The following is a 24,218-nucleotide window of genomic DNA, read 5'->3' on the forward strand; positions in this document are numbered from 1 at the left end:
CACACATATGAATTTAGCTCAAGGGCATACGCGGGGCTGCGAACCAGAGCGTTCGGGCCGCCGGTACTGGAGAAAGAAAGCATGAGCAACTGGTTAGTAGACAAACTGATCCCTTCGATCATGCGTTCCGAGGTCAAGAAGAGCTCGGTGCCTGAAGGTCTGTGGCACAAATGCCCGTCTTGCGAGGCTGTGTTGTATCGTCCAGAGCTGGAAAAGACCCTGGACGTTTGCCCCAAGTGCAACCATCACATGCGTATCGGCGCGCGCGCGCGCATCGACATCTTCCTCGACGCTGAAGGCCGTGCCGAACTGGGCGCGGACCTGGAGCCGGTTGACCGTCTGAAATTCCGCGACGGCAAGAAGTACAAGGATCGCCTGACCGCTGCCCAGAAGCAGACCGGCGAAAAAGACGCACTGATTTCCATGAGCGGTACCCTGTTGGGCATGCCGGTAGTGGTCTCGGCCTTCGAATTCTCCTTCATGGGTGGTTCGATGGGTGCCATCGTCGGCGAGCGATTTGTCCGCGCCGCCAACTACGCCCTGGAAAACCGTTGCCCGATGATCTGCTTCGCCGCCTCTGGTGGTGCGCGGATGCAGGAAGCCCTGATCTCCCTGATGCAAATGGCCAAGACCTCTGCGGTGCTGGCGCGTCTGCGTGAAGAAGGCATTCCGTTCATCTCCGTGCTGACCGATCCGGTCTACGGCGGCGTTTCCGCCAGCCTGGCAATGCTTGGCGACGTGATCGTCGGTGAGCCCAAGGCCCTGATCGGTTTCGCCGGTCCGCGCGTAATCGAGCAAACCGTGCGTGAAAAACTGCCGGAAGGTTTCCAGCGCAGTGAGTTCCTGCTGGAACACGGCGCGATCGACATGATCATTCACCGTCAGGAACTGCGTCCGCGCCTGGGCAACCTGCTGGCACAAATGATGGGCTTGCCGACGCCGAAATTCGTCGCCGCGCCAATCGAGCCGATCGTGGTTCCGCCGGTACCTGCGAACATATGACCGAACGTACCCTTGGCGAATGGCTCGCCTACCTTGAGCAGTTGCACCCTTCGGCCATCGACATGGGCCTGGAGCGTTCGCAACAGGTAGCGTCCCGCATGGGGCTGGGCAAGCCGGCGCCTCGGGTGATCACGGTCACCGGCACCAACGGCAAGGGTTCAACCTGCGCATTCGTGGCTTCATTGCTGCGAGCGCAGGGCCTGAAGGTGGGTGTCTACAATTCTCCGCACCTGCTGCGTTACAACGAGCGGGTGCAGGTCAATGGCGTCGAAGCCACTGATGCCGAGCTGTGCGAAGCCTTTGCTGCGGTGGAGGCGGGCCGTGGCGATACGTCCCTGACGTATTTCGAAATGGGCACCCTGGCGGCGTTCTGGCTGTTTCAACAGGCTGGGCTCGATGCCGTGGTGCTGGAAGTCGGTCTGGGCGGGCGTCTGGACACGGTCAACGTGGTCGACGCCGATATGGCGCTGGTCACCAGCATCGGCGTCGATCATGCAGACTATCTGGGCAATACCCGTGAGTCCGTGGCCTTTGAGAAGGCTGGCATCTTCCGTCAGGGTGCGCCTGCGCTCTGTGGCGATCTGAATCCTCCGCAACCTCTGCTGGACAAGGCGCGCGAGCTGGCTTGCCCGTTTTTCCTGCGTGGCCGCGACTTTGATCTCGGTGTGACCGATCACAATTGGCAATGGCGCGGTCTGGACGCTCAAGGGCGTGTGGTCGAATTGCACGACCTGCCGTTGCTCGACCTGCCGATGGAAAACGCCGCACTGGCATTGCAGGCGTACCTGTTGCTCGGGTTGCCGTGGGTGGATGCGCAGATTGTCGAGGCGCTGAAAGCGACGCGGGTGGTCGGTCGCCTTGATCGCCGTCAGTTCGACTGGCAGGGCAAGCGCCTGAACCTGTTGCTGGATGTGGGGCATAACCCGCATGCCGCCGAGTATCTGGCTCGCCGTCTGGCCAGCCGTCCGCCGGTCGGCAAGCGTCTGGCGGTGTTCGGATTGTTGGCGGACAAGGATCTGGATGGTGTCATCGGCGAATTGAATGCTAGTGTCCAGCAATGGGCGGTTGCGCCGCTGAATTCACCGCGGGCGCGTCCGGTTGCCGATTTGCAGGCCGCGTTGCAGAACCTTGGCGCCGCGGTAACGTCCTACGACAGCGTGGCTGCGGCCCTGGAAGGGCAGTGCGCGCTGGCGACAAGCGACGACGAGATTCTGTTGTTCGGATCATTTTATTGTGTCGCCGAGGCCCTTGAATGGCTGGCCCGGCGCTCCACGGAGGAAGCGGCAAATGGCATTGCTGGATAAGGCATACAAACAACGCATGGTTGGCGCCCTGGTTCTGGTGGCGCTGGCGGTGATTTTCCTGCCGATGCTGTTTTCCCGTCAGGACGAACAGCGTCAGGTAACCGTCGAAGCGCCGTCTGCGCCGCAAGCACCATCAGTGCCACAAGTGCAGGTCGATCCTGTGGTGGTGCCAGAACCACAGGCGTTGCCTGAGGAACCTGTGCCGAGTGATGACGAGGTCGCTCAGCCGGTCGTGCCAGCGAAGCCGATCGCGCCTGCCGCACCCGTCGCGCCTGCCGCCAAGCCGGTTGCACCAGCGCCAGCTCCGGTGCCTGCTTTGGCTGCCAAGCCTTCGGCCGCGCCGTCTCAGCCGATTTCGGCAGCCCCGGGCAAGCCTGACACCACTCAGAGCCGCGTCGACGCCAATGGTCTGTCGGTCAGCTGGTCGGTGCAACTGGCCAGCCTGTCGAGCCGTGAAAGCGCGGAAAGTCTGCAAAAAGACCTGCGCAGTCAGGGCTACAACGCCTACATCCGTACAGCCGACGGCAAGAACCGGGTATTTGTCGGACCGCTGATCGAGCGTGCCGAGGCCGATCGTCTGCGTGACTTGCTGGGCCGCCAGAAGAATCTCAAGGGGTTCGTGGTGCGTTTCCAGCCTGAACGCAATTAAAACTATCGACCCGATTTGAAATGCACTGAAAATCGCAGCTTACCGATAGTCATGCGCTCTGCTAAAATGCGCCGCCTTATCCGTCTGTAGGCTGCACTGTGCCATTTACCTGGGTTGACTGGGCGATCGTTGCAATCGTCGCCATCTCCGCATTGATCAGTCTGAGCCGCGGCTTCGTAAAAGAAGCACTATCGCTGGTGACCTGGATCATCGCAGGAGTCGTCGCCTGGATGTTCGGTGGTTCATTGTCCGAGTACCTCGCCGGATACATCCAAACTCCATCGGCTCGTGTGATCACGGGCTGTGCCATCATGTTTGTCGCCACGTTAATCGTAGGCGCAATGATCAATTATCTTATCGGCGAGTTGGTTCGCGTCACCGGGTTGTCCGGGACCGATCGATTCCTCGGCATGGCCTTCGGCGCTGCGCGTGGCGTGTTGCTGGTGGTCGTGGCGGTCGGGCTGTTGAGCCTGGGGCCGGTACAGCAGGACGGGTGGTGGCAGCAGTCCCAGCTCGTGCCAAAATTTCTATTGGTCGCAGACTGGTCCAAAAACCTGATCCTCGGGTGGAGCAGTCAGTGGCTTGCCAGCGGTATCAGCGTACCCGCTGAGATACCGTTCAAGGAGCACCTCTTGCCGATGGCCAAAACGCCTCTGTGAGTTGTGTTCAGTTCAGATCCATTAAGTAGGGGTTGCGTCGCATGTGTGGCATCGTCGGTATCGTCGGTAAGTCGAACGTCAATCAGGCGCTGTATGACGCGCTAACCGTCCTCCAGCACCGCGGCCAGGACGCTGCCGGTATCGTGACCAGCCATGATGGCCGGTTATTCCTGCGCAAGGACAATGGCCTGGTGCGTGACGTGTTCCATCAGCGTCACATGCAGCGCCTCGTCGGCCACATGGGCATTGGCCATGTGCGTTACCCGACCGCAGGCAGCTCGACCTCGGCCGAAGCTCAACCGTTTTACGTCAACTCGCCTTACGGCATCACGTTGGCGCACAACGGTAACCTGACCAACGTTGAACAGCTGGCCAAGGAGATTTACGAATCTGACCTGCGCCACGTCAACACCAATTCCGATTCGGAAGTGCTGCTGAACGTGTTTGCGCACGAACTGGCCCAGCGTGGCAAGTTGCAGCCAACCGAAGAAGACGTGTTTGCGGCGGTCACCGACGTGCACAACCGTTGCGTCGGCGGTTATGCAGTCGTGGCGATGGTGACCGGTTACGGCATCGTCGGTTTCCGCGACCCGCACGGCATCCGCCCGATCGTGTTCGGTCAGCGTCACACCGACGAAGGCGTCGAATACATGATCGCCTCCGAAAGCGTGTCCCTGGACGTGCTCGGTTTCACCCTGATTCGCGACCTGGCACCGGGCGAAGCGGTCTACATCACTGAAGACGGCAAGCTGCACACCCGTCAGTGCGCGACCAACCCGTCCCTGACCCCGTGCATCTTCGAACACGTCTACCTGGCGCGTCCGGATTCGATCATCGACGGCGTGTCGGTCTACAAGGCCCGTCTGCGCATGGGTGAGAAGCTCGCCGAGAAGATCCTGCGCGAGCGTCCGGAGCACGACATCGACGTGGTCATCCCGATTCCGGACACCAGCCGCACCGCGGCCCTGGAACTGGCGAACCACTTGGGCGTCAAGTTCCGCGAAGGCTTCGTGAAGAACCGCTACATCGGCCGGACCTTCATCATGCCGGGCCAGGCAGCGCGGAAAAAATCCGTACGCCAGAAGCTCAACGCCATTGAGCTGGAATTCCGCGGCAAGAACGTGATGCTGGTGGACGACTCGATCGTTCGCGGCACCACGTGCAAGCAGATCATCCAGATGGCCCGTGAAGCCGGCGCGAAAAACGTCTACTTCTGCTCCGCTGCCCCGGCCGTTCGCTACCCGAACGTCTATGGCATCGACATGCCGAGCGCTCATGAGCTGATCGCCCACAACCGTTCGACCCAGGACGTGGCTGACCTGATCGGTGCCGACTGGCTGATCTATCAGGACCTGCCTGACTTGATCGAAGCGGTCGGTGGCGGCAAGATCAAGATCGAAAAGTTCGATTGCGCGGTGTTCGACGGCCAGTACGTCACCGGCGACGTCGACGAGGCTTACCTGAACAAGATCGAGCAGGCTCGTAACGATGCCTCCAAGGTCAAGACGCAGGCAGTCAGCGCGATCATTGATCTGTATAACAACTGAGTGACAACCGGCCCTGAGGGGCCGGTTTTGTATCTACTAGATGAGCAAGGCAAGGAGTGACAGCATGAGTCAGGATTGGGATGCCGGTCGGCTGGACAGCGACCTCGAAGGCGTAGCGTTCGATACCCTGGCCGTACGCGCCGGTCAGCACCGTACGCCGGAAGCCGAACACGGTGATCCGATGTTCTTCACTTCCAGCTATGTGTTCCGCACCGCTGCTGACGCGGCGGCTCGCTTTGCCGGGGAAGTGCCGGGCAACGTTTACTCGCGCTACACCAACCCGACCGTGCGTGCGTTCGAAGAGCGCATTGCTGCTCTGGAAAGCGCCGAGCAAGCCGTGGCCACCGCCACCGGCATGGCCGCGATCATGGCCGTGGTCATGAGCCTGTGCAGCGCCGGCGACCATGTGCTGGTGTCGCGCAGCGTATTCGGCTCGACCATCAGCCTGTTCGAGAAGTATTTCAAGCGCTTCGGCATTGAAGTCGATTACGTGCCCCTGGCGGACTTGTCCGGCTGGGATGCGGCGATCAAGGCCAACACCAAATTGCTGTTCGTCGAATCGCCGTCCAACCCATTGGCCGAGCTGGTGGACATCGCCGAGTTGTCGAAAATCGCTCACGCCAAAGGCGCGATGCTGGTGGTCGACAACTGCTTCTGCACTCCTGCGCTGCAACAGCCGCTGAAGATGGGCGCGGACATCGTCGTGCATTCGGCGACCAAGTTCATCGATGGCCAGGGCCGTTGCATGGGCGGTGTTGTGGCCGGTCGCAGCGAACAAATGAAAGAAGTTGTCGGCTTCCTGCGTACCGCCGGGCCGACGCTGAGCCCGTTCAACGCCTGGATCTTCCTCAAGGGCCTCGAAACCCTTGGCCTGCGCATGAAGGCGCATTGCGCCAACGCGCAGCAACTGGCCGAGTGGCTGGAGCAGCAGGATGGCATCGAGAAAGTCCATTACGCCGGCCTCAAGAGCCATCCGCAGCACGAACTCGCCTTGCGTCAGCAAAAAGGTTTCGGCGCCGTGGTGAGTTTCGAGGTCAAGGGCGGCAAAGATGGCGCCTGGCGCTTTATCGACGCGACGCGCCTGATTTCGATCACCGCCAACCTTGGTGACACTAAAACCACCATCACGCACCCGAGCACCACCTCCCACGGCCGTCTGGCGCCGCAAGAGCGTGAAGCGGCGGGTATCCGTGACAGCCTGATCCGCATCGCGGTCGGTCTGGAAGACGTGGCTGACCTGCAAGCCGATCTGGCGCGCGGGTTGGCTGCCTTGTGATCGAGATGTCCACACCGGGCACTGGCACCCATGGCCGCGTTGCACTGGTCACGGGGGCCGCGCGCGGCATTGGTCTGGGGATCGCGGCATGGCTGATCTGCGAAGGCTGGCAGGTGGTGCTGACCGATCTGGATCGAGCGCGGGGTTCGAAGGTGGCGAAGGTGCTGGGCGAAAACGCCTGGTTCATCGCCATGGACGTTTCGAACGAGGGTCAAGTGGCGTTGGGTGTCGCCGAAGTGTTGGGGCAATTCGGGCGTCTGGATGCGCTGGTGTGTAACGCGGCGGTGGCCGATCCGCACAACATCACCCTGGAAAGTCTTGATCTGGCGTACTGGAACCGTGTGTTGGCGGTCAATCTCAGTGGGCCGATGCTGTTGGCGAAGCACTGTGCGCCTTATCTGCGCGCTCACAGCGGTGCGATCGTCAACCTGGCCTCGACCCGCGCCGCACAGTCGGAGCCGGACACAGAGGCCTATGCGGCGAGCAAGGGCGGTCTGTTGGCCCTGACTCACGCATTGGCCATCAGTCTCGGGCCGGAGATTCGGGTCAACGCGGTGAGCCCGGGCTGGATCGATACCCGGGATCCGGCGGTACGACGTGCCGAGCCGCTGACCGATGCCGATCATGCCCAGCATCCGGCGGGCAGGGTAGGGACGGTCGAAGACGTCGCGGCGATGGTGGCCTGGCTGCTGTCGAAGAACGCCGGTTTCGTCACGGGCCAGGAGTTTGTGGTCGATGGCGGCATGACCAAGAAGATGGTCTACGCGTAGAAGCTGCAGGTCTCAAGCTACAAGCGGCAATTAAAGGCGAGCCCGTGCAGGCCCTCAATCCGCAATCCGGCTTTTACTGGCCGCTTGAAGCTTGAGACTTGAAGCTGTTTTGAAAAAAACTTCAATCCTGCTATTGACTTAGGTTCGCTACCTGCGTAAATTTCGCGGCCTCAACGAAGCAAAGGGTGATTAGCTCAGCTGGGAGAGCATCTGCCTTACAAGCAGAGGGTCGGCGGTTCGATCCCGTCATCACCCACCACTTCTTGAGAGTCTTGCGAAAGCAAGATGGAAGCTTTTAAAAGCCTCCACCGACGCGCAGCGGTAGTTCAGTCGGTTAGAATACCGGCCTGTCACGCCGGGGGTCGCGGGTTCGAGTCCCGTCCGCTGCGCCATATTTTCCGAGTCAGGTTCGCCTGGTTCGAGATTGAAAGCCTCGAAGCTTCCAGTCAGACGAGTTACTTGGACGTAAGTCCAAAGCGATACGCAGCGGTAGTTCAGTCGGTTAGAATACCGGCCTGTCACGCCGGGGGTCGCGGGTTCGAGTCCCGTCCGCTGCGCCATATCTGCTTCAAGGCCCACTGAACGCCTTGAAGCTACAAAGAAAGCCGCTGGCTATCTTTGAGTCGATAGCAAAGACCCTGGTCGAAAGACCGGGGTTTTTTGTGTCTGCGATTTGGCTTTTCCCTCCTTTCCCCTGGTCATCAGGGATTCGCATCGGTCACGCCGGTGCAGATCTGCAATGAATTTTGCCCTTTCTTGATAATTCCCCTCAATCACCCGCAGCCATGATTAGCCGGTGCCTGCACGCCGAAATCTCCCATCCGTTACTCATTCATTCAAGTGTTCACTGGGTGCAAAGCGAACAAAGCGCTTTATCTGACGCCTCAACACTAATTAGAATGAGTCGCATTTAAAATATTTCTTCGCGCAGGGTTTCTATAGATGAGTGATGCGGCGACGCCGACGGGGCAAACGTTCCACGACCTGTACCGCGACCACCGGGGCTGGCTGGAAAGCTGGTTGAGACGACGCATGAGCAATGGCAGCGATGCGGCGGACCTCAGCCAGGACACGTTCGTGCGTTTACTCGCCAGCTCCCAACGCATCGCTGACCTGGAAGAACCCCGCGCCTACTTGGCGACCGTCGGTAAGCGCCTGCTCACCAACTTCTACAAGCGTCGCAGTCTGGAGCAGGCCTACCTCAATGCATTGGCGCTGTTGCCTGAAGACTGTGCGCCATCCCCCGAGCAGCGCTGGATTCTGCTGGAAGCCCTGCAAGCGCTCGACGAATTGCTTGATGGCTTGCCGAGGCCCGTGCGACGGGCATTTCTCTGGAGCCAGCTCGAAGGCCTGGGTTATCAAGAGATCGCCGAGCGCCTGCAAGTCTCGGAGCGCACTATCAAGCGCTATATGGCGCAAGCCTATGAACATTGTCTGCTGGTGGAACTGTGATCGGTTCAGCACCTTCGGCTGAAGCCCGACAAGTCGTACGGGCCGCCGCGCAGTGGCTGGCGCTCATGGAGTCCGGTTCCGCCAATGAGCGCGATCATGCCGAGTTGCAGAGTTGGCGCGACAGTCATTCCAGTCACGAACAGGCCTGGCAAAGGGCGCAACTCTTGCGCCAACGCTTTGCCGACCTTCCGCCCGCGCTGGCGATGGCCAGTCTGGACCGCCCGCAAGCGAGTCGGCGCGCCGTCCTCAAACGCGCTGTCGGCGCGGTGGCGCTGGTGCCGACAGCCTGGCTGATCAGTCGACAATTGCCGCTGGATGTCTGGGGAGCCGACCTGCGCACCGCGACCGGGGAGGGCAAGAAAGTCCGGTTGATCGATGGCAGTACGCTGCAATTGAACACCGCGAGCGCCGTCGATCTCGATATGAATAATCGGCTTCTGAAACTCGTAGAAGGCGAAATAGCGCTGAATGAGCCCGGCACCGCACCGCTGACGATCCAGACGCACTTTGGGCAAGTCATCGTCAGTCAGAGCGACGTGTGCGTTCGTCAGGGGCCGTCGGGGTGCAAGGTATCGGTGCTTAAAGGCACGGTGCAGTTGCAGCCTCTGCGCGGGCCAGTCTTTTCATTGCGCGGCGGCCAGCAAGTCAGCCTTCAAGCGGCGGGCGCCGGCGCTGTGGAACCCTTCGATGTGTTCGCCCCAGGCTGGCGCGACGGTGTGCTGATGGCGCAAAACCAACCCTTGGGGGATTTCCTGCGTGAACTCAGTACCTATCGTCCAGGCGTATTGCGCTGGGAGCCCGAACTGGAATCCCTGCGCGTCACCGGTAGTTTTCGTCTGCAAGACACTGATCGCATCCTTGCGTTGCTGGCGGCCAGCCTGCCGCTGGAAGTGCATTCGCGCACGCGTTATTGGGTAACGCTGCTGCCGCGCAAAAATAGTGTTTGAGGCGTGTCCCCTTTTTTCGTGTTGCTTGTCATTCAAGGCATGTAAAACGAAATCAGAGAGATTCTCAATGCCCGCAGTGATGTCTTGCAGTACGCGTCTGGCTCCATTCAGGCTGCGCCCGTTGTTGCACTTGAGCCTGTTGTTGAGCCTGAGTGCCTGTCCGTTGTTCATCACTGCTGGTTGGGCTGACGATGCTTCGCGACGCAGTTATCAGGTGCCGGCCGGCAGCCTCGGCGCCGCGCTGACCCGTTTCGCCGGACTGGCCGGGGTCAATCTATCAATGGATCCGTCGCTCGTCAGCAGTCGCAACAGCCCTGGTCTTTCCGGTGAGTTCGCGGTCGAGGAGGGCTTTGCTCGACTGTTGCAGGGTTCCGGTCTGCAATTGCGCCCGGTGGGCGAGCAGGCGTACATCCTGACCCCGGCGCCAGAAGTCGGCAGCCTGCAACTGGCGCCGACTTCGGTTCTCGGTGCCACGGGCGGGACGGACGGCGAGGTATATGCCGGTGGACAGGTCGCGCGCAAAGGCTCGCAAGGCTTACTGGGCTCGAAAGATTTCATGGAAACGCCATTCAGCATGACTACCTACACCAGCGAGGTGGTCAAGAACCAGCAGGCGCGTACATTGGGCGACCTAGTTGCCAATGATCCGTCGGTTCGGGTCACCAATCCGGCGGGCGGACGTTATGAGCAGTTCACCATTCGCGGGCTCAGCCTGTTCAACAGCGATGTTTCCTATAACGGCCTCTACGGCGTCCTGCCGACCTATACGATCGACATGGAGATGGCCGATCACGTCGACATCCTCAAAGGCCCGAGCGAGCTGATCAACGGCATCTCGCCGCGGGGCAGTGTCGGTGGCGGGATCAACGTGGTGCCCAAGCGCGCCACCGACACGCCGATCACCTCGCTCACTGCCAACTATGCCTCCAACAACCAGATCGGCGGTGCCGTGGATATCGGCCGGCGCTTTGGTGAAGATGACAAATTCGGGATTCGTTTCAACGGTGTGAAGCAGTCCGGTGATACCGAATGGGACCACCAGAGTGTCGACCGCGACATGGCGGTACTGGGCCTGGATTTTCGCGGTGATCGGCTGCGACTCTCGACGGATGTCGGGCACACCGAGCGCGATACTGATGCCCCGCAGGAGCGTGTGACCGTCGGCGCCAACGCGCAGGTTCCTCATGCCAGCGATGTTCGCCGCAACTATGCGCAGTCGTGGAGCAAGGCGCGGACCAAGGACACCTTCGGTATGGTGAACGGCGAATTCGACGTCAGTGATTCCGTCATGCTGTACGGCGGTGTCGGAGCGCGTAAAAGCAATCATGACTTCCTCCGGCATGCCGTTTCGATTACCAACGACGCCGGTGATTTCAGCGTTCTGCCCCGCGACTTCACCCGTGACGAAAATGTCCGCACGGCGAATGTGGGTGTGCGCAACTGGTTCCACACCGGTCCTGTCAGCCATGAAGTCAACCTGGCGGCCAGCTACTTCTACATGGACTTTGAAAATGGCGGCGCCCGTTATGCCGCATCCCCCAGTAACCTCTACGACCCCGTGGAAACACCGACACCAGTCCGGCCCACGCGACAGGATCCCAAGGTCTACACCGAGAACCGTTTTAGCGGCGTGGCGTTGTCCGACACCCTGGGCTTCTTCGATGACCGCGTACTGCTGACGCTCGGTGCCCGCTGGCAGCGCGTGAAGGTCGATGACTGGTCGGACAATATCAAGGGCAACACCGCCTACGACGAGGAAAAAGTTTCGCCATCGGGCGGCATCCTGTTCAAGGCCACCGACAAGCTGTCGCTGTATGCCAACTACATGGAAGGCCTGAGCCAGGGCAAGATTGCGCCATCGACCTCGGTGAACGAAGACGAGATCTTCCCGCCGTTTATCAGCCGCCAGGTTGAGGTCGGCGCCAAATATGACGCGGGTCCGTTCGCTGTAACGGCAGCGGTATTCCGAATCAAGCAGCCTGCCTATGAAACCAACGCCATCACGCGGGTCTTCGGCCCGAACGGCAAGCGCGAAAACACCGGTGTGGAAGTGAGCATGTTCGGTGAACCGCTCAACGGTGTCCGCCTGCTGGGCGGTGTCATGTACATCGACAGCGAGCTGACCAACACCACCAACGGCACCTTCGACGGCAACCGCGCACCGGCCACACCGAAATACAACGTCAATGTGGGGGCTGAATATGACGTGCGGTCCGTGGAAGGCCTGACCCTGACCAGCCGCGCCATCTATTCCAGCTCGCAGTACCTGGACCAGTCCAACGTCAAGGAAATCGACGCCTGGACGCGCATGGACGTCGGCGCTCGCTACGCGTTCAAGCTCGACGAGAAGAACATCACCCTGCGGGCCAATGTCGAGAACGTGGCGGACAAGCGCTATTGGAGTTCCGCCGGAGCCTCGGATGACAGTGAGCCCGGATTGACGCTCTCGACCCCACGAACCTATCTCCTGTCCGCCACCGTCGACTTCTGAAAACGGGGCACATACAGGAAGTATTGCTGCGCGTTATCCGGGGCTGCTATCCCCGGTTACCCCTTGCGTTCATGGTGAGCGTGCGGTCGACCATGCACTGGTTTTTTCAATCAGCTTGAGTAGAAGGAAAATAATTGGATGAACTTCACCGCACTGGCCACAGAAGTTGCTGCTTACGCCGATGATCGAACGGGCGGGCGGCCCCGGCAGCATGCCGTTCGGCAAAGGCCAGGTGGTGAACCCTTTCCACTGGTTGCATTGTGAAGACTGACCTTCAACCTCATCCCTCCAGGCGCACGCTGTTGCGCCTGTCTTTTGGCGTGCTTGCAGTCAGGTTTTCCATGCCTGTGTGGGCCCAAACCGACGCCGCGCCGCTGCGGGTGATCACCCTGTTTCAGGGCGCCACCGACAGCGCCGTGGCGTTGGGCGTTACACCGTGCGGCATCGTTGATTCCTGGAGCGAAAAACCCACCTATCGCTATTTGCGTTCGGCGCTGGAGCCGGTACCCCATGTTGGGCTGGAAACCCAACCCAGCCTGGAGGACATCGCGCTACTGAAACCGGACGTGATCATCGCCTCGCGCTTTCGCCATGAACGCATCGCTCCGTTGCTCAAGCAGATCGCTCCGGTGGTGATGCTGGAGGAAGTGTTCGAGTTCAAAAAGACCCTGGCGCTGATGGGCGTTGCCTTGTACCGGCAACAGCGGGCCGATGAGGTGTTGACCCACTGGCAGCAGCGTGTGGCGCAACTGCGCCTGCAATTGCAGCACAAGTTTGCCGGACGCTGGCCGCCCACGGTGTCGATTCTGGATGTGCGTGAGGACCACATTCGCAGCTATCTGCCGGCGAGCTTTGCGGGTTCCGTCATCACTGAATTGGGCTTTGACTGGAGTGAAGCCAGTCGGGCGGCGAGCGGGGTGTCGATCAAACTCACCAGCAAGGAAAGCCTGGCGGTGGTGAATGCCGATATTTTCTTCATCTTCTTGCGCGCGGAGAAAGCGGCAGTGCAGCGAAATTATGAAAGCCTGGTGCAGCACCCGCTGTGGCAGCAAATGCGCGCACCGCAACAGGGCCAGGTGTGGCGGGTCGACGGCGTCGCGTGGAGCCTGTCCGGCGGCATGCTCGGGGCGAACCTGATGCTCGATGACGTTGCCCGCCTGGTCACGGCGGACGCGGCCTCATGAGTAACGCGTTGAAGATGTGGAGTGCGGGCGTTGTGTTGTTGCTGAGCGCCGTGCTGAGCCTGGCGGTCGGGGCCACCTGGATTCCGTTGTCGCAGGTTTTTGCGGCGTTTGTGCATCCCGATCCCCTGAGCGTCAGCCATGTGCTGGTCACCACCACGCGCCTGTCGCGGACCTTGATGGCCATGGCGGTGGGCGCGAGCCTCGCAGTGGCCGGCGCCCTGATGCAAGCGCTGACGCGCAATCCGCTGGCATCTCCCGGACTGTTCGGGATCAATGCCGGGGCGACTTTTTTCATCATCCTGTTTTCGTCGTTGTTCTCCCTGTCGTCCCCGGACGCGTGGCTGTGGTGCGCGTTTATCGGTGCGGCGGTGGCGGGCAGTCTGGTGTGGCTGATCGGCAACATGGGGCAGGGCAGCCTGAGCCCGTTGCGCATTGTGCTGGCGGGTGCGGCGATGGCGGCGTTGTTCTCCGCATTCAGCCAGGCGTTGCTGGTGGTCAATCAGGATGGACTGGACACGGTGCTGTTCTGGCTCGCGGGTTCATTGACCGAACGCAGCCTGTCGGTCGCCGCGCCGTTGCTGCTGTGTGGTGTGCTCGGGGTGTTCGGCGCGATGCTGTTGGCGGGGCAGGTTAACGTGCTGAATGCCGGGGAAGAAATCGCCACTGGCCTCGGCCAGCGAACCGGATTGATCCGGCTGCTGATGAGCGTGCTGGTGGTGTGCCTGGCGGGCAGTGCGGTGGCGTTGGCCGGCAGCATCGGGTTTATCGGTTTGCTGGTGCCGCACATGGTGCGCAAAGGCTTGTCGATTGATCACCGCTGGTTGCTGCCAGGGTGCGCGCTGTTGGGCGCGATTGTTTTGCTGCTGGCGGATACCTTGTCGCGGGTGCTGATCTTGCCGCAAGAGGTGCCGGTGGGGGTGATGACCGCGCTGTTCGGAGCGCCGTTTTTCATTCTGTTGGCGCGCCGTGGAGGTCGTTATGGATAAGGTCCTGACCTGGCGTCGTAGCGGGTTTTCCCGGCGGATTAATATTGCGACGTTGTGGCGATTGCTGGCGGCGTCGATGGTGACGGCGCTGATCATGCTGGGCTCGTTGTCCCTGGGCAAAGTCATGCTCTCGCCGCTGGAAGTGCTGCGCATCCTGCTGTCGAATCAGGACGCCAGCCTGACGTTTATCGTCGAGCAATTGCGCTTTCCACGGATCCTGCTGGCGGCGCTGGTGGGCGCGGCGTTGTCGGTGTCCGGGCTGATTCTGCAAAGCATCATCCGCAATCCACTGGCCTCGCCTGACTTGCTCGGCATCACCAGCGGCGCCAGTGCGGCGGCGGTGTTGTATTTATCGTTTTTCTCGGTGGCGCTGGGTCAACAGTATCTGCCGCTGGCGGCAATGCTCGGCGCGGGGCTGGCGGCACTGGCGATTTATCTGCTGGCCTGGAAACAGGGCGCCTCACCGCTGCGGCTGGTGTTGATCGGCGTCGGCATCTCGGCGATGTTGACCGCCGCTACCACATTCATTCTGGTGTTCAGTCCGTTGACCACGACCCTGTCGGCTTATGTCTGGCTGACCGGCAGCGTCTACGGCGCCAGTTGGCCCGAGCCGCTGGCGTTGGGTGCCTGGCTGCTGGGCATTTGTCCGCTGCTGGTTTTCCTGGCGCGGCAGGTGATGGTGCAGCAACTGGATGACAGCCTCGCACTGGGTATTGGCGTGCGCGTGCAATGGCTACGCGCCGGTTTGTTGCTGGTCAGCGTGGCGTTGGCCGGTTCGGCGATTGCCTGGGGCGGGGCGATCGCATTTGTCGGGCTGATCGCGCCGCACATTGCCAAGCGTCTGGTGGCGCCGGGGTTTGGCGGCCAGGCGGTGATGGCCGCGCTGGTCGGCGCGAACCTGGTGGTGCTGGCCGACGTTGCCGGGCGCACGCTGTTTTTACCGCTGGACCTGCCCGCCGGGATTTTTGTCGCCGTGCTCGGCACACCCTTTTTTCTCTATCTGTTGATTAAACAACGTCATTAAGGAATTCAACGTATGACGTCGATTGCAAGTCGCGGCCTGACCCTGAGTTATCAGCGCCAGGTGATTATTGACGCGCTGGACATGCAACTGCCCCAAGGCAAGATTTCGGTATTGATCGGCAGCAATGGCTGCGGCAAAAGCACCTTGCTCAAATCCTTCGCGCGGCTGCTGAAACCGCAGCAGGGCTCAGTGATTCTCAACGGCGTGGACATTCAGCAGAAATCCACTGCCGCCGTGGCTCGGGAGTTGGCGATCTTGCCGCAAACGCCGAGCGCGCCGGAGGGCATTACCGTGCGGCAACTGGTGGCGCTGGGACGCTATCCGTATCAGAGCTGGATGCAGCAGTGGTCGGCGGAAGATGAAGCCATGGTCAACCGCGCGCTGGCGCAAACCAGTCTGTTGGCCCTGGCGGATCGACCGGTGGACGCGTTGTCCGGCGGGCAACGCCAGCGGGCGTGGATCGCCATGACCCTGGCCCAGGACACCGGCATCGTGTTGCTCGACGAACCGACCACATTCCTCGACCTAGCGCATCAGATTGAAGTGTTGGATCTGTTGCGCGACCTCAACCGGCTCGAAAACAAAACCATCATCATGGTGCTCCACGACCTCAACCTGGCCTGCCGTTACGCCGACCACATGGTGGCGGTGCACAACCAGACCGCGTTCGCCCAAGGCCGGCCCGACGAGGTACTGACCGAGGCGTTGGTCAAAACCGTGTTCGACCTCAATTGCCGGATCATTCCCGATCCGTTCTTCGGTACGCCGCTGTGCATTCCGTTTGGCCGGGAACTGCCGCAATGAGTCTGGCCGGTCACTTCACGGCTTCAGAGTGGGCGGCATTGTCCGGTGAGTTGCGGCTCAAGGACAGCGCCGACCGCGACTCGCTGCGTTCGCTGCTGGCCCGGGACTTGTTGCAGGAAGAGGTGTGCGTGCAACTGCTGGACGCGTTGGGCCCGGTGATCGGCTCGCCGACTCGGGCGATTACCGCCTCATTGCTGGGCAAGCGCTTGTCGTTTCTGGCGACCGGTGCCTGTTTGTATGCGATGTCGATGTATGACAAAGGCTTGCTGATGTCCCTGGACAACACGGTGGTCGAATACGGTCACGATGACGGGTTATGGACGTCTTCGATGCCGATTAGCCATTCCCGTCTACTGACGTATGAAGCGGGCAAGCGCGAAGCCTGGCGCGAATCCATCGTTCAAGCGCTGTTTGCCGATCTGCTGAAACCGCTGTGGCAAACCTTCAATCGGGTCACCGGCGTTTCCCGACGCATCCTTTGGGAAAACACGGCCGTTCGCGTCTATTCACTGTATGAAAAACACATGGTGACAATCGACGACCCAGCGGTGCGCGAACGCTGTGAAGCGGATTTCAACTGGCTGATGACCCAAGCCGAACCGGCGCTGTTCGGCCTCGATTACAACCCGCTGAGCCATTTTCGTCGACCGCCGACGCTGGTGGACGAGGGGCAGCGAAGCATCCGCTTTCGCCGAACCTGCTGTTTCTACTATCTGGCCACCGAGCCCGCTGAATACTGCTCGATCTGCCCATTGCTGCGTTCGGGGAAAAAATGCCGATGAGTTACCTGATTAACCTCCGCCAACTAACGTCGGCCGGGACTTAATCGCTGAGTAGCGAATGAGCCGTCGTTCACCATCGGCCATTTTTCCGACCGCGGCTTCGATGTATTGCAGCGCAACGCCGCAATATTTTGATTCTTTGGTCAGTTTTTCGTGTCTGGATATTTGCCGCGAGCGCATAAGCCTATAAACTTAACCTTTCGGTCAGGTTTGCACTGTCTATTCGGCCCTTTGCATCGTCAGGAAGGGCTTCGCCAAGACTCGAGATTCCCCGTACATAACCAGAAGGGCGGACCCATAACCGCCCAGAGGATGATCCATGTCCAACCGTGATATATCCCGGCGCTCGTTCCTGCAGGGCGGGCTGGTGGCGGGCGTGAGCGTCACGCTCACGCCGCTCAGCAGTCAGGCGCTGGCGGCCTTGATGGAAAACAGCGTGACCGTGCCTTCCGAGCAATGGCTCGGCAACAACGGCAAGGCGCGCTCGCGTAACGATGCCTTGTCCAAGGTCTGCGGCAGCAAAGTTTTTGCCCGCGATATTCGCGCCAAGGACATGCCGGGCTGGCCCGAGCAGCAAGGCCACGCCATGCTGCTGAAAACCACCAAGGCCGACCGCATTTATGCCGGGTACGACCTGGCGTGGCTCGGTGCCGAATTGCAGCCCGACCGCATCGTTACCGCCGCGGACCTGGACAAGGACGGCATCGTCTTCCCCGAAGAGCACGCGCCTGATCCGCTGCTGCCGGAAGGCAAGGTGCCGATGTTCATCGGACATCCCGTGGCGATCCTGATCTGGAACGATTTCGAGCGCTTCCGCCAGGCCAAGGCCAAACTCAAATTCAATGACAAAGCGATTCGTTACGGTGCTCAGGTGCCGTTCTACGAAGGCGATACCTACGGCAGCTTCCGCTACGTGCGGGTTGGCGGTGCGACCTCGGCGGACGAAGACGAATTCGCCAGCCTCAAGGATTCGATCCTGTTCCCGATGCTGAAAAACCGTCGCCGGGTGTGGAATTCCCAGCCGAACCTGCACGGCAACCTGACCGAGCGCGGTTTGTTCTACGCCGACCGCATGAAGCAGCAGATCGACACCCCGCCAGACAATTGGCTGGTGTTCGACGAGCGCTACAAAACCCCTTCGATCGAACCCGCTGCGATGGAGCCGGACAACGGCAACGGCTGGTACGATCCGGCGACCAAGACCCTGCATTTCGTGGTGGCAACTCAGTGCCCACTGGAAGCCGCGACGGAAACCGCGAAGATGATCGCGCCGTCCCGCTTCGGCCTGGCCAACCTGAACATGCACCCCGGCTACACCGTGGGTTACGGTTCCAAAGACCACAACATTTTCGTTTATTACGCGGCATTGGCGGCGTTGTACGGCGCCGGTGTTCCCGTGCGGCTGGCCAATGATCGCTACGAACAATTCCAGAGCGGCATCAAGCGTCACCCGTTCGACATCCGCTACCAATTGGCCGTCGACAAGACCGATCACAGCTTCAAGATTTTCCGCGCCGAGATGAGCGTCGACGGCGGTGGACGCATCAATTACAGCCCATCGGTGGCGGCGGTTGGCGCCACGGCAGCGCAGTCGATTTACTACATGCCGCAGAACGACCTGCAGGTCACGGCTTATCACTCTCGCGCCGTTGAAGCCGGCTCGATGCGCGGTTATGGCACCCTGCAAAGCATGGCGTCCACCGAGATGATGGTCGATGAAATTGCCGATCGCCTTGGCATCGACGCCATCGATCTGCGCAAGAAAAACGCCATGGTTTCGGGCATGAAAAACACCCAGGGCGCGGTGCCGGCGGGTGCCTTGCGCCTGCACGAGATTCTCGACAAGGCCGCCGTTCACGAAGTCTGGAAAAACCGCGACGCGATCAAGAAACAGCGAGAAGCCCAGGACCCGGACAACTGGTACGGCATCGGTTTTGCCATTTGCCAGAAAGACTTCGGCACCGGTTCCGAAGCACCGATGGCGAGCATCGAATTCAGCGCTGAAGGCCGCATCCACCTGCGTCACATCGGCATTGAAATCGGCACCGGCATGTCCACGTCGCAAGCAATGGTGGTGGCGGATTTCCTTGGCAGCCCGGCGCATGAAGTGAAGACCGGTGAGACCGAGTGGAAAGAGTTGCAGCTGATCACCAGCGGCAACCCGTACATCATGAGCCAGGCCGAGCAGGACGGATTCCTGCGTAATCCGCGCTGGGTCGGCAAGTTGGCTTCCGCTTCGTCGGCGACCAACTCCGCGTACTACTTCAGCCACGCCACCCGTGAAGCGGCGCGTGTGCTGTTCAACCACGGTTTGTGGCCGGCAGCGCTGCAGATCTGGGGCCAAGGTCCTTATGGCGGTCAGGCCAACCCGTATGTGGTACGTCGCGAAGACGCGCATTGGGTCGACGGCAAACTCACCGCCAACGGCATGCAGCCGCTGAGCTTTGAGCAGTTGGCCAAGTTCGCTCATGAGAAAGGCCTGGTCACCGGCGCGACGGTGCACGGTTTCAACCGCTGGAGCTGGGCCGAGGCCGAGTTCAGCATCGACGGCGTGCGTGAGCGCCTGCCGCTGGATGGCCTGGCAGTCAAGTACGGCGACGGCGCGCCAAGCGTGAAAAAGGCGCAGATGAGCAGCGCCGGTTTCCATCTGCTGGATCGGCAGAACGTCCATTACCCGGACACCCAGCTGAACAACGCGGCCGTGACTTACTACAGCCCGGTGGCGACGCTGGTGGAATTGAAAGTGAACAAGGGCTCGGCCGAAGTCCAGGTGCTCAACCATCACTCGTGGGTCGAGTGCGGTCGGGTGCTGGTGGAAGAGTTGGTGAAAGGTCAGATCGAAGGCGGCATCGCCATGGGTATCGGCCATGCGTTGCTCGAAGAAATGCCGCTGTACGAAGGCGGGCCGGGGGAGGGTGACTGGAATTTCAACCGTTACCGCCTGCCGATGGCGCGCCACGTCGCAGTCTGGAAGCAGACGGCCGAGATACTGCCGCCACTGTCGCCAAGCGATCCGTCCAAGGGCATTGCCGAAGTGGTGATGATTCCGGTGGTCGGTGCCATCGGTAACGCCGTGGCCCACGCCATCGGCAAACGGGTCCGCGACCTGCCTATCACTTCCGCACGCATCAAGGAGGCCCTCAATGGCTAACCGTCCGCTTCAACTGACCCTCAACGGTCAATCCGTCGGCCCGGTGGACATCCCTGATGACCTGCCGATGATCGATTACCTGCACGAATACAAAAACCTCACCGGCTCCCGTCTGGGCTGCGGCCAGGGCATCTGCCACGCCTGTGTGGTGATCGTCGACAACCCGGACGGCACCAGCGAAGAAGTGCGCACCTGCATTACCGGTGCGCATTATTTCGAAGGCAAAAAAGTGCGGACCATCGAAGGCCATGCAAAGCGCGACGAGCAGGGCAAGGTCACTGAGCTGAATCCGATCCAGCAGCGATTCGTCGATGAGTTTGCCTTCCAGTGCAGTTACTGCGCGCCGGGTTTCGTCAACGCCGCGACCGTGCTGGTGGAAAAACTGCAGCGTCAACCGATCGTCAAAAGCCAGCTGGAGCAAGTCATCGAGGACAGCCTCGGTCACCACATCTGCCGTTGCACCGGCTACGTGCGTTACTACAGCGCGACGCGCAACGTGCTCACCGATCTCGGCCTGGTCAAGGAGGGTTAAGCATGAAGCCTCTACTTTCCTGTCTGGCGTTGGCGGTGGGCCTGGTGGCCCCGGTGTTGCTGGCGCACGCGGATGAACAAGTGAAACGCGGCGAATACCTCGCCCGCGCCGCCGACTGCATGGCTTGCCACACCGCGCCGGGTGGCGCGCCGTATGCGGGCGGTCTGCCGATCGTTTCGCCGTTCGGGACGATCTACGGTACCAACATCACCCCGAGCAAAGAGCACGGCATCGGCCTCTACAGCGATGACGAATTCTTCGCCGCACTCACCGAAGGCAAGCGTCGTGACGGCGCGAACCTGTATCCGGCAATGCCCTACACCTCGTATCACCTGATGCCGCGCGAAGACTCTGATGCGATTCACGCCTACCTGAAAACTGTCGAACCGATTGAACGCGCAGCGCCGGTCACAAGCCTGAGCTTTCCGTTCAACGTACGTCTGGGCCTGACAGGCTGGAACATGCTCTACGGCAAGGACGTGAAACTGGCGTCCACCGAAGGCAATAGCGAAGCCTTCAAACGTGGCCAATACCTGGTCGACGTGCTCGGTCACTGCGGCGAATGCCACACGCCGCGCGGCTTGCCGGGCGCGATGCAGCAGGACAAACGCATGACCGGCGGCCTGCTCAACGGTTACCTGGCGCCGAGTCTGCTGGCCAACGACCTGGCCGCTCGCGGCTGGAATCATCAGGACCTGAGTTCGTTCCTCAAGCACGGCATGAGCGCCCAAGGCACGATGTTCAACGAGATGTTCCCGGTGTTCCACAACAGCACCCAAGGCCTCAACGACCCGGACCTGGCGGCGATGGCGACGTTTCTGTTGGGCGATCAGCCGCCGGCGGCGAAAGCGCTGACTGATGTCCCGCTGGATAAGCTGAGCGCCAGCGCCCAGCGCGGTCGTCAGGAGTACTTGAATGTCTGCGCCGGTTGTCATGCACCGGACGGCGAGGGCAAGCCGCACATCGCGGTGGCCATGCGCGGCAACACCACGTTGCGCCTGGAAGATCCGCGCAACCTGGTGCGGGTCATCGACGACGGGATCGGTGAGCAGAAGTTTGCCGGGTTCGAGCGCATGCAACCGATGCCGGGGTTTGCCAACAAACTCAGCCACGAGCAACTCACTGACCTGCTGAACTACCTGCGTCAGGGGTTGGGTGGCCAGTCGGCTGATCTGGCGGTGAATGACGTGCAGAAGCTGCGGGCCGATGCACCGCCGCTCGAGCACAAGGCGCACTGACATGCAGCATCTCGATCTGCAGGTGGTACGACGGGCGCTGGAATGGTCGATGGCCGGCCAGCGCACCTGGCTGTGCACGGTGCTCGCCACTTACGGTTCGGCGCCGCGCGCGCCGGGCTCGATGCTGGCGGTGAACACGGATGGACAGTGGATCGGCTCGCTGTCCGGCGGCTGCGTCGAGGAAGACTTCCTCGAGCGCGTCGCCGAGGGGGCGTTTGTTGACGCCGTCAGCGTGGTCCGTTACGGCGAAGGTGACGACCCGCGCTCTCGCGTGAGTCTGCCCTGCGGCGGCGTCCTCGATGTGCTGGTGGAGATGCTTGAGCCTGATTGCGAGGTGCAGGCCCATCTGCGGCAACTGGAGTCGGCATTGTTGGGCCAGCGTCGGCTGATCCGTGAAGTCGATCTGGCCAGTGGGGCGCGCAGTCTGTTGGATGACCGCGAGCAGGGCGTGCGCATCGAGCGCGAGATCGATCGGGTTCGTGTGCGGATTGGCGCGGCGCAACGGTTGCTGTTGGCGGGGTATTCCAGCGTCGCTCAGGCGTGTGCGCAGTTTGCGGTGGGCCTGGGCTTCGAGGTGATTCTCTGTGATCCGCGCGATGAAGTGCTGGAAGGCGTGGTGCTGGAAAACGTCGAGATTCGCCGTCAGTTGCCGTCTGTGTTCATTGCGGACGGCGGCTGCCACAGCGACACCGCGGTGGTGGCGTTGACGCACGATCCACGCATCGACGATTTGGCGATGATGGAAGCCGTGCGTACCGAGGCGTTTTACATCGGCGTGATGGGCTCGATGCAAACCTCGCAAAAGCGTTTCGAGCGGCTGCGCAGGATTGGTGGTTTGGGGGAGGCGGAGTTGTCTCGGATTCATGCGCCTATCGGCTTGAACCTTGGCAGCAAGACTCCGGCCGAAATTGCCTTGGCCGTACTCGCCGATATCCTGCGAATCCGCAGCGGCATCGCGCGGGATCGACTCTAACGCCATCCCCCTGTGGGAGCGGGCTTGCTCGCGAAGGCGGCGTGTCAGTCGACATCAAATTTGACTGACATACCGCCTTCGCGAGCAAGCCCGCTCCCACAGGGTTTTGGTGTCTGTCAGTAGCCGAATTTGTCCCGCAGGCCGTAATACCACGCGCCCAATGCGGCAAATGGTGTGCGCAGCAATTGCCCGCCCGGGAACGGATAGTGCGGCAGATCCGCAAACGCATCAAAACGCTCAGCCTGACCGCGCAATGCCTCGGCCAGCACCTTGCCCGCCAGGTGCGTGTACGTCACGCCGTGGCCGCTGCAGCCCTGGGAATAGTAGATGTTGTCACCCAGGCGTCCGACCTGAGGAAGACGCGACAGGGTCAGCAGGAAGTTTCCGGTCCAGGCGTAATCAATCTTCACATCCTTGAGCTGCGGAAACGCCTTGAGCATCTTCGGCCGAATAATTGCTTCGATGTTCGCCGGATCCCGTGCGCCATAGACGACACCGCCGCCGAAGACCAGACGTTTGTCGCCGGTCAGGCGGTAGTAATCGAGCAGATAGTTGCAGTCTTCGACGCAGTAATCCTGAGGCAGCAGGCTTTTGGCCAATGCGTCACCCAGCGGCTCGGTGGTGATCACCTGCGTTCCGCACGGCATCGACTTGGCCGCGAGTTCGGGCACCAGATTGCCGAGGTAAGCGTTACCGGCCACGATGATGAACTTGGCCCTGACCTTGCCCTCCGGCGTATGCACCACCGGGTTCGCGCCACGCTCGATGCGAATCGCTGGCGACTGCTCATAAATAGTGCCACCCAGCGACTCGACCGCCGCCGCTTCGCCCAGGGCCAGGTTAAGCGGATGAATGTGCCCGCCGCTCATGTCGAGCATGCCGCCGACGTATTGATCGCAGGCCACGACTTCACGAATACGCTTTTGATCCAGCAACTCAAGCTGCGTATGACCAAAACGTTCCCACAGACGTTTCTGCGACTCCAGATGGCCCATCTGCTTGGCGGTGATGGCGGCGAACACACCGCCGTCTTTCAGGTCGCACTGGATATTATATTTGGCGACCCGCTCACGAATGATCCGCCCGCCTTCGAACGCCATCTGACCCAGCAACTGAGCCTGCTTGGGCCCGACACTGCGTTCGATCACATCAATGTCACGGCTGTAGCTGTTAACGATCTGCCCACCGTTGCGACCCGAAGCGCCAAAACCCACCTTGGCGGCTTCCAGCACGGTCACTTTAAAACCGTTCTCCAGCAGAAACAGGGCAGAGGACAGGCCGGTGTAACCGGCACCGATCACACAGACATCAGTCTCTACATCGCCCTGCAAGGCCGGACGCGGCGGAGCCGCATTGGCCGATGCGGCGTAATAGGACTCTGGGTAGGGGGTGTTCGCCATCCTGGTGCCTCTGTTTAATATATTTTACGAGTGCATCGATCCTACCC

20 protein-coding genes and 3 tRNA genes are annotated in these 24,218 nt (G+C 60.9%); 22 read left to right on the plus strand and 1 reads right to left on the minus strand.

Going from position 1 to position 24,218, the window contains the following annotated elements; genetic code table 11:
- Positions 1-81 precede the first annotated feature (81 nt).
- The 22 genes from accD (at position 82) to K5K95_RS19040 (ending at position 22,771) form a co-directional block, all read left to right on the plus strand.
- Positions 82-1,002 carry an acetyl-CoA carboxylase, carboxyltransferase subunit beta gene (gene accD / locus K5K95_RS18935; protein ID WP_056744405.1) on the plus strand — a complete coding sequence of 307 codons (921 nt, stop codon included), beginning with the start codon at positions 82-84 and terminating at the stop codon, positions 1,000-1,002.
- Positions 999-2,306 (plus strand): bifunctional tetrahydrofolate synthase/dihydrofolate synthase, encoded by a 1,308-nt coding sequence (gene folC / locus K5K95_RS18940; protein ID WP_222585557.1) that lies wholly within the window; start codon positions 999-1,001, stop codon positions 2,304-2,306. The genes accD and folC overlap by 4 nt, the downstream gene beginning before the upstream one ends.
- Entirely contained in the window at positions 2,290-2,955 is a 666-nt protein-coding gene (locus K5K95_RS18945) for an SPOR domain-containing protein (protein WP_222585558.1), read from the plus strand. The genes folC and K5K95_RS18945 overlap by 17 nt, the downstream gene beginning before the upstream one ends.
- A gap of 98 nt (positions 2,956-3,053) precedes the next feature.
- Positions 3,054-3,614 (plus strand): CvpA family protein, encoded by a 561-nt coding sequence (locus K5K95_RS18950; RefSeq protein ID WP_222585559.1) that lies wholly within the window; start codon positions 3,054-3,056, stop codon positions 3,612-3,614.
- A 41-nt stretch (positions 3,615-3,655) separates the two neighbouring features.
- Positions 3,656-5,161: an amidophosphoribosyltransferase gene (gene purF / locus K5K95_RS18955; protein ID WP_010456022.1), complete on the plus strand. Its 1,506-nt coding sequence runs from the start codon at positions 3,656-3,658 to the stop codon at positions 5,159-5,161.
- Positions 5,162-5,225: 64 nt separating this feature from the next.
- The gene (locus tag K5K95_RS18960) at positions 5,226-6,437 is read left to right on the plus strand and encodes an O-succinylhomoserine sulfhydrylase (protein WP_090182294.1); all 1,212 of its coding nucleotides are present in this window, start codon (positions 5,226-5,228) and stop codon (positions 6,435-6,437) included.
- Between the two features lie 5 nt (positions 6,438-6,442).
- On the plus strand, positions 6,443-7,207 hold the full coding sequence (locus tag K5K95_RS18965) for an SDR family oxidoreductase (RefSeq protein ID WP_222590369.1): 765 nt from the start codon (positions 6,443-6,445) through the stop codon (positions 7,205-7,207).
- 183 nt (positions 7,208-7,390) lie between these two features.
- Positions 7,391-7,466: transfer RNA gene (locus K5K95_RS18970), tRNA-Val, on the plus strand.
- Between the two features lie 56 nt (positions 7,467-7,522).
- Positions 7,523-7,599: transfer RNA gene (locus K5K95_RS18975), tRNA-Asp, on the plus strand.
- Positions 7,600-7,690: 91 nt separating this feature from the next.
- A tRNA-Asp gene (locus tag K5K95_RS18980) sits at positions 7,691-7,767 on the plus strand.
- A gap of 382 nt (positions 7,768-8,149) precedes the next feature.
- A complete protein-coding gene (locus tag K5K95_RS18985; RefSeq protein ID WP_222585560.1) occupies positions 8,150-8,659 on the plus strand; it encodes a sigma-70 family RNA polymerase sigma factor in 510 nt (169 codons plus the stop codon).
- Positions 8,656-9,606 (plus strand): FecR domain-containing protein, encoded by a 951-nt coding sequence (locus K5K95_RS18990; RefSeq protein ID WP_222585561.1) that lies wholly within the window; start codon positions 8,656-8,658, stop codon positions 9,604-9,606. The genes K5K95_RS18985 and K5K95_RS18990 overlap by 4 nt, the downstream gene beginning before the upstream one ends.
- Positions 9,607-9,673: 67 nt before the next feature.
- The gene (locus K5K95_RS18995; protein WP_222585562.1) at positions 9,674-12,097 is read left to right on the plus strand and encodes a TonB-dependent receptor; all 2,424 of its coding nucleotides are present in this window, start codon (positions 9,674-9,676) and stop codon (positions 12,095-12,097) included.
- 260 nt (positions 12,098-12,357) lie between these two features.
- The gene (locus tag K5K95_RS19000) at positions 12,358-13,281 is read left to right on the plus strand and encodes an ABC transporter substrate-binding protein (RefSeq protein WP_222585563.1); all 924 of its coding nucleotides are present in this window, start codon (positions 12,358-12,360) and stop codon (positions 13,279-13,281) included.
- Complete coding sequence (locus K5K95_RS19005) at positions 13,278-14,267, plus strand: FecCD family ABC transporter permease (RefSeq protein ID WP_222585564.1); 990 nt, start codon at positions 13,278-13,280, stop codon at positions 14,265-14,267. Before K5K95_RS19000 ends, K5K95_RS19005 begins: the two co-directional genes overlap by 4 nt.
- Positions 14,260-15,291, plus strand: a complete 1,032-nt coding sequence (locus K5K95_RS19010) for a FecCD family ABC transporter permease (RefSeq protein WP_222585565.1) — start codon at positions 14,260-14,262, stop codon at positions 15,289-15,291. Before K5K95_RS19005 ends, K5K95_RS19010 begins: the two co-directional genes overlap by 8 nt.
- A 12-nt stretch (positions 15,292-15,303) precedes the next feature.
- The gene (locus tag K5K95_RS19015; RefSeq protein ID WP_054615494.1) at positions 15,304-16,095 is read left to right on the plus strand and encodes an ABC transporter ATP-binding protein; all 792 of its coding nucleotides are present in this window, start codon (positions 15,304-15,306) and stop codon (positions 16,093-16,095) included.
- A complete protein-coding gene (locus K5K95_RS19020; RefSeq protein WP_222585566.1) occupies positions 16,092-16,877 on the plus strand; it encodes an IucA/IucC family C-terminal-domain containing protein in 786 nt (261 codons plus the stop codon). The genes K5K95_RS19015 and K5K95_RS19020 overlap by 4 nt, the downstream gene beginning before the upstream one ends.
- 319 nt (positions 16,878-17,196) lie before the next feature.
- Complete coding sequence (locus tag K5K95_RS19025; RefSeq protein WP_222585567.1) at positions 17,197-20,028, plus strand: xanthine dehydrogenase family protein molybdopterin-binding subunit; 2,832 nt, start codon at positions 17,197-17,199, stop codon at positions 20,026-20,028.
- Positions 20,021-20,560 carry a (2Fe-2S)-binding protein gene (locus K5K95_RS19030; RefSeq protein WP_222585568.1) on the plus strand — a complete coding sequence of 180 codons (540 nt, stop codon included), beginning with the start codon at positions 20,021-20,023 and terminating at the stop codon, positions 20,558-20,560. The genes K5K95_RS19025 and K5K95_RS19030 overlap by 8 nt, the downstream gene beginning before the upstream one ends.
- Before the next feature lie 2 nt (positions 20,561-20,562).
- Positions 20,563-21,798: a c-type cytochrome gene (locus K5K95_RS19035; protein WP_222585569.1), complete on the plus strand. Its 1,236-nt coding sequence runs from the start codon at positions 20,563-20,565 to the stop codon at positions 21,796-21,798.
- Position 21,799: 1 nt separating this feature from the next.
- The gene (locus K5K95_RS19040) at positions 21,800-22,771 is read left to right on the plus strand and encodes an XdhC family protein (RefSeq protein WP_222585570.1); all 972 of its coding nucleotides are present in this window, start codon (positions 21,800-21,802) and stop codon (positions 22,769-22,771) included.
- A 116-nt stretch (positions 22,772-22,887) separates the two neighbouring features.
- Here K5K95_RS19040 and K5K95_RS19045 read toward each other — a convergent pair whose 3' ends face one another.
- The gene (locus K5K95_RS19045; RefSeq protein ID WP_222585571.1) at positions 22,888-24,171 is read right to left on the minus strand and encodes an NAD(P)/FAD-dependent oxidoreductase; all 1,284 of its coding nucleotides are present in this window, start codon (positions 24,169-24,171) and stop codon (positions 22,888-22,890) included.
- Positions 24,172-24,218 lie beyond the last annotated feature (47 nt).

The organism is Pseudomonas sp. DR48, assembly GCF_019823085.1.
Taxonomy (GTDB): domain Bacteria; phylum Pseudomonadota; class Gammaproteobacteria; order Pseudomonadales; family Pseudomonadaceae; genus Aquipseudomonas.

What these genes read in the sequence shown, in the direction of transcription:
- K5K95_RS19005 (WP_222585564.1), top strand. Translation starts at nt 13,278, where the DNA reads ATGAGTAACGCGTTGAAGATGTGGAGTGCGGGCGTTGTGTTGTTGCTG.
- K5K95_RS18960 (WP_090182294.1), top strand. Translation starts at nt 5,226, where the DNA reads ATGAGTCAGGATTGGGATGCCGGTCGGCTGGACAGCGACCTCGAAGGC.
- K5K95_RS18965 (WP_222590369.1), top strand. Translation starts at nt 6,443, where the DNA reads ATGTCCACACCGGGCACTGGCACCCATGGCCGCGTTGCACTGGTCACG.
- K5K95_RS19010 (WP_222585565.1), top strand. Translation starts at nt 14,260, where the DNA reads ATGGATAAGGTCCTGACCTGGCGTCGTAGCGGGTTTTCCCGGCGGATT.
- K5K95_RS19020 (WP_222585566.1), top strand. Translation starts at nt 16,092, where the DNA reads ATGAGTCTGGCCGGTCACTTCACGGCTTCAGAGTGGGCGGCATTGTCC.
- K5K95_RS19040 (WP_222585570.1), top strand. Translation starts at nt 21,800, where the DNA reads ATGCAGCATCTCGATCTGCAGGTGGTACGACGGGCGCTGGAATGGTCG.
- K5K95_RS19015 (WP_054615494.1), top strand. Translation starts at nt 15,304, where the DNA reads ATGACGTCGATTGCAAGTCGCGGCCTGACCCTGAGTTATCAGCGCCAG.
- accD (WP_056744405.1), top strand. Translation starts at nt 82, where the DNA reads ATGAGCAACTGGTTAGTAGACAAACTGATCCCTTCGATCATGCGTTCC.
- purF (WP_010456022.1), top strand. Translation starts at nt 3,656, where the DNA reads ATGTGTGGCATCGTCGGTATCGTCGGTAAGTCGAACGTCAATCAGGCG.
- K5K95_RS19035 (WP_222585569.1), top strand. Translation starts at nt 20,563, where the DNA reads ATGAAGCCTCTACTTTCCTGTCTGGCGTTGGCGGTGGGCCTGGTGGCC.
- K5K95_RS18995 (WP_222585562.1), top strand. Translation starts at nt 9,674, where the DNA reads ATGCCCGCAGTGATGTCTTGCAGTACGCGTCTGGCTCCATTCAGGCTG.
- K5K95_RS19025 (WP_222585567.1), top strand. Translation starts at nt 17,197, where the DNA reads ATGTCCAACCGTGATATATCCCGGCGCTCGTTCCTGCAGGGCGGGCTG.
- K5K95_RS19030 (WP_222585568.1), top strand. Translation starts at nt 20,021, where the DNA reads ATGGCTAACCGTCCGCTTCAACTGACCCTCAACGGTCAATCCGTCGGC.
- K5K95_RS18945 (WP_222585558.1), top strand. Translation starts at nt 2,290, where the DNA reads ATGGCATTGCTGGATAAGGCATACAAACAACGCATGGTTGGCGCCCTG.
- folC (WP_222585557.1), top strand. Translation starts at nt 999, where the DNA reads ATGACCGAACGTACCCTTGGCGAATGGCTCGCCTACCTTGAGCAGTTG.
- K5K95_RS18985 (WP_222585560.1), top strand. Translation starts at nt 8,150, where the DNA reads ATGAGTGATGCGGCGACGCCGACGGGGCAAACGTTCCACGACCTGTAC.
- K5K95_RS19045 (WP_222585571.1), bottom strand. Translation starts at nt 24,171, where the DNA reads ATGGCGAACACCCCCTACCCAGAGTCCTATTACGCCGCATCGGCCAAT.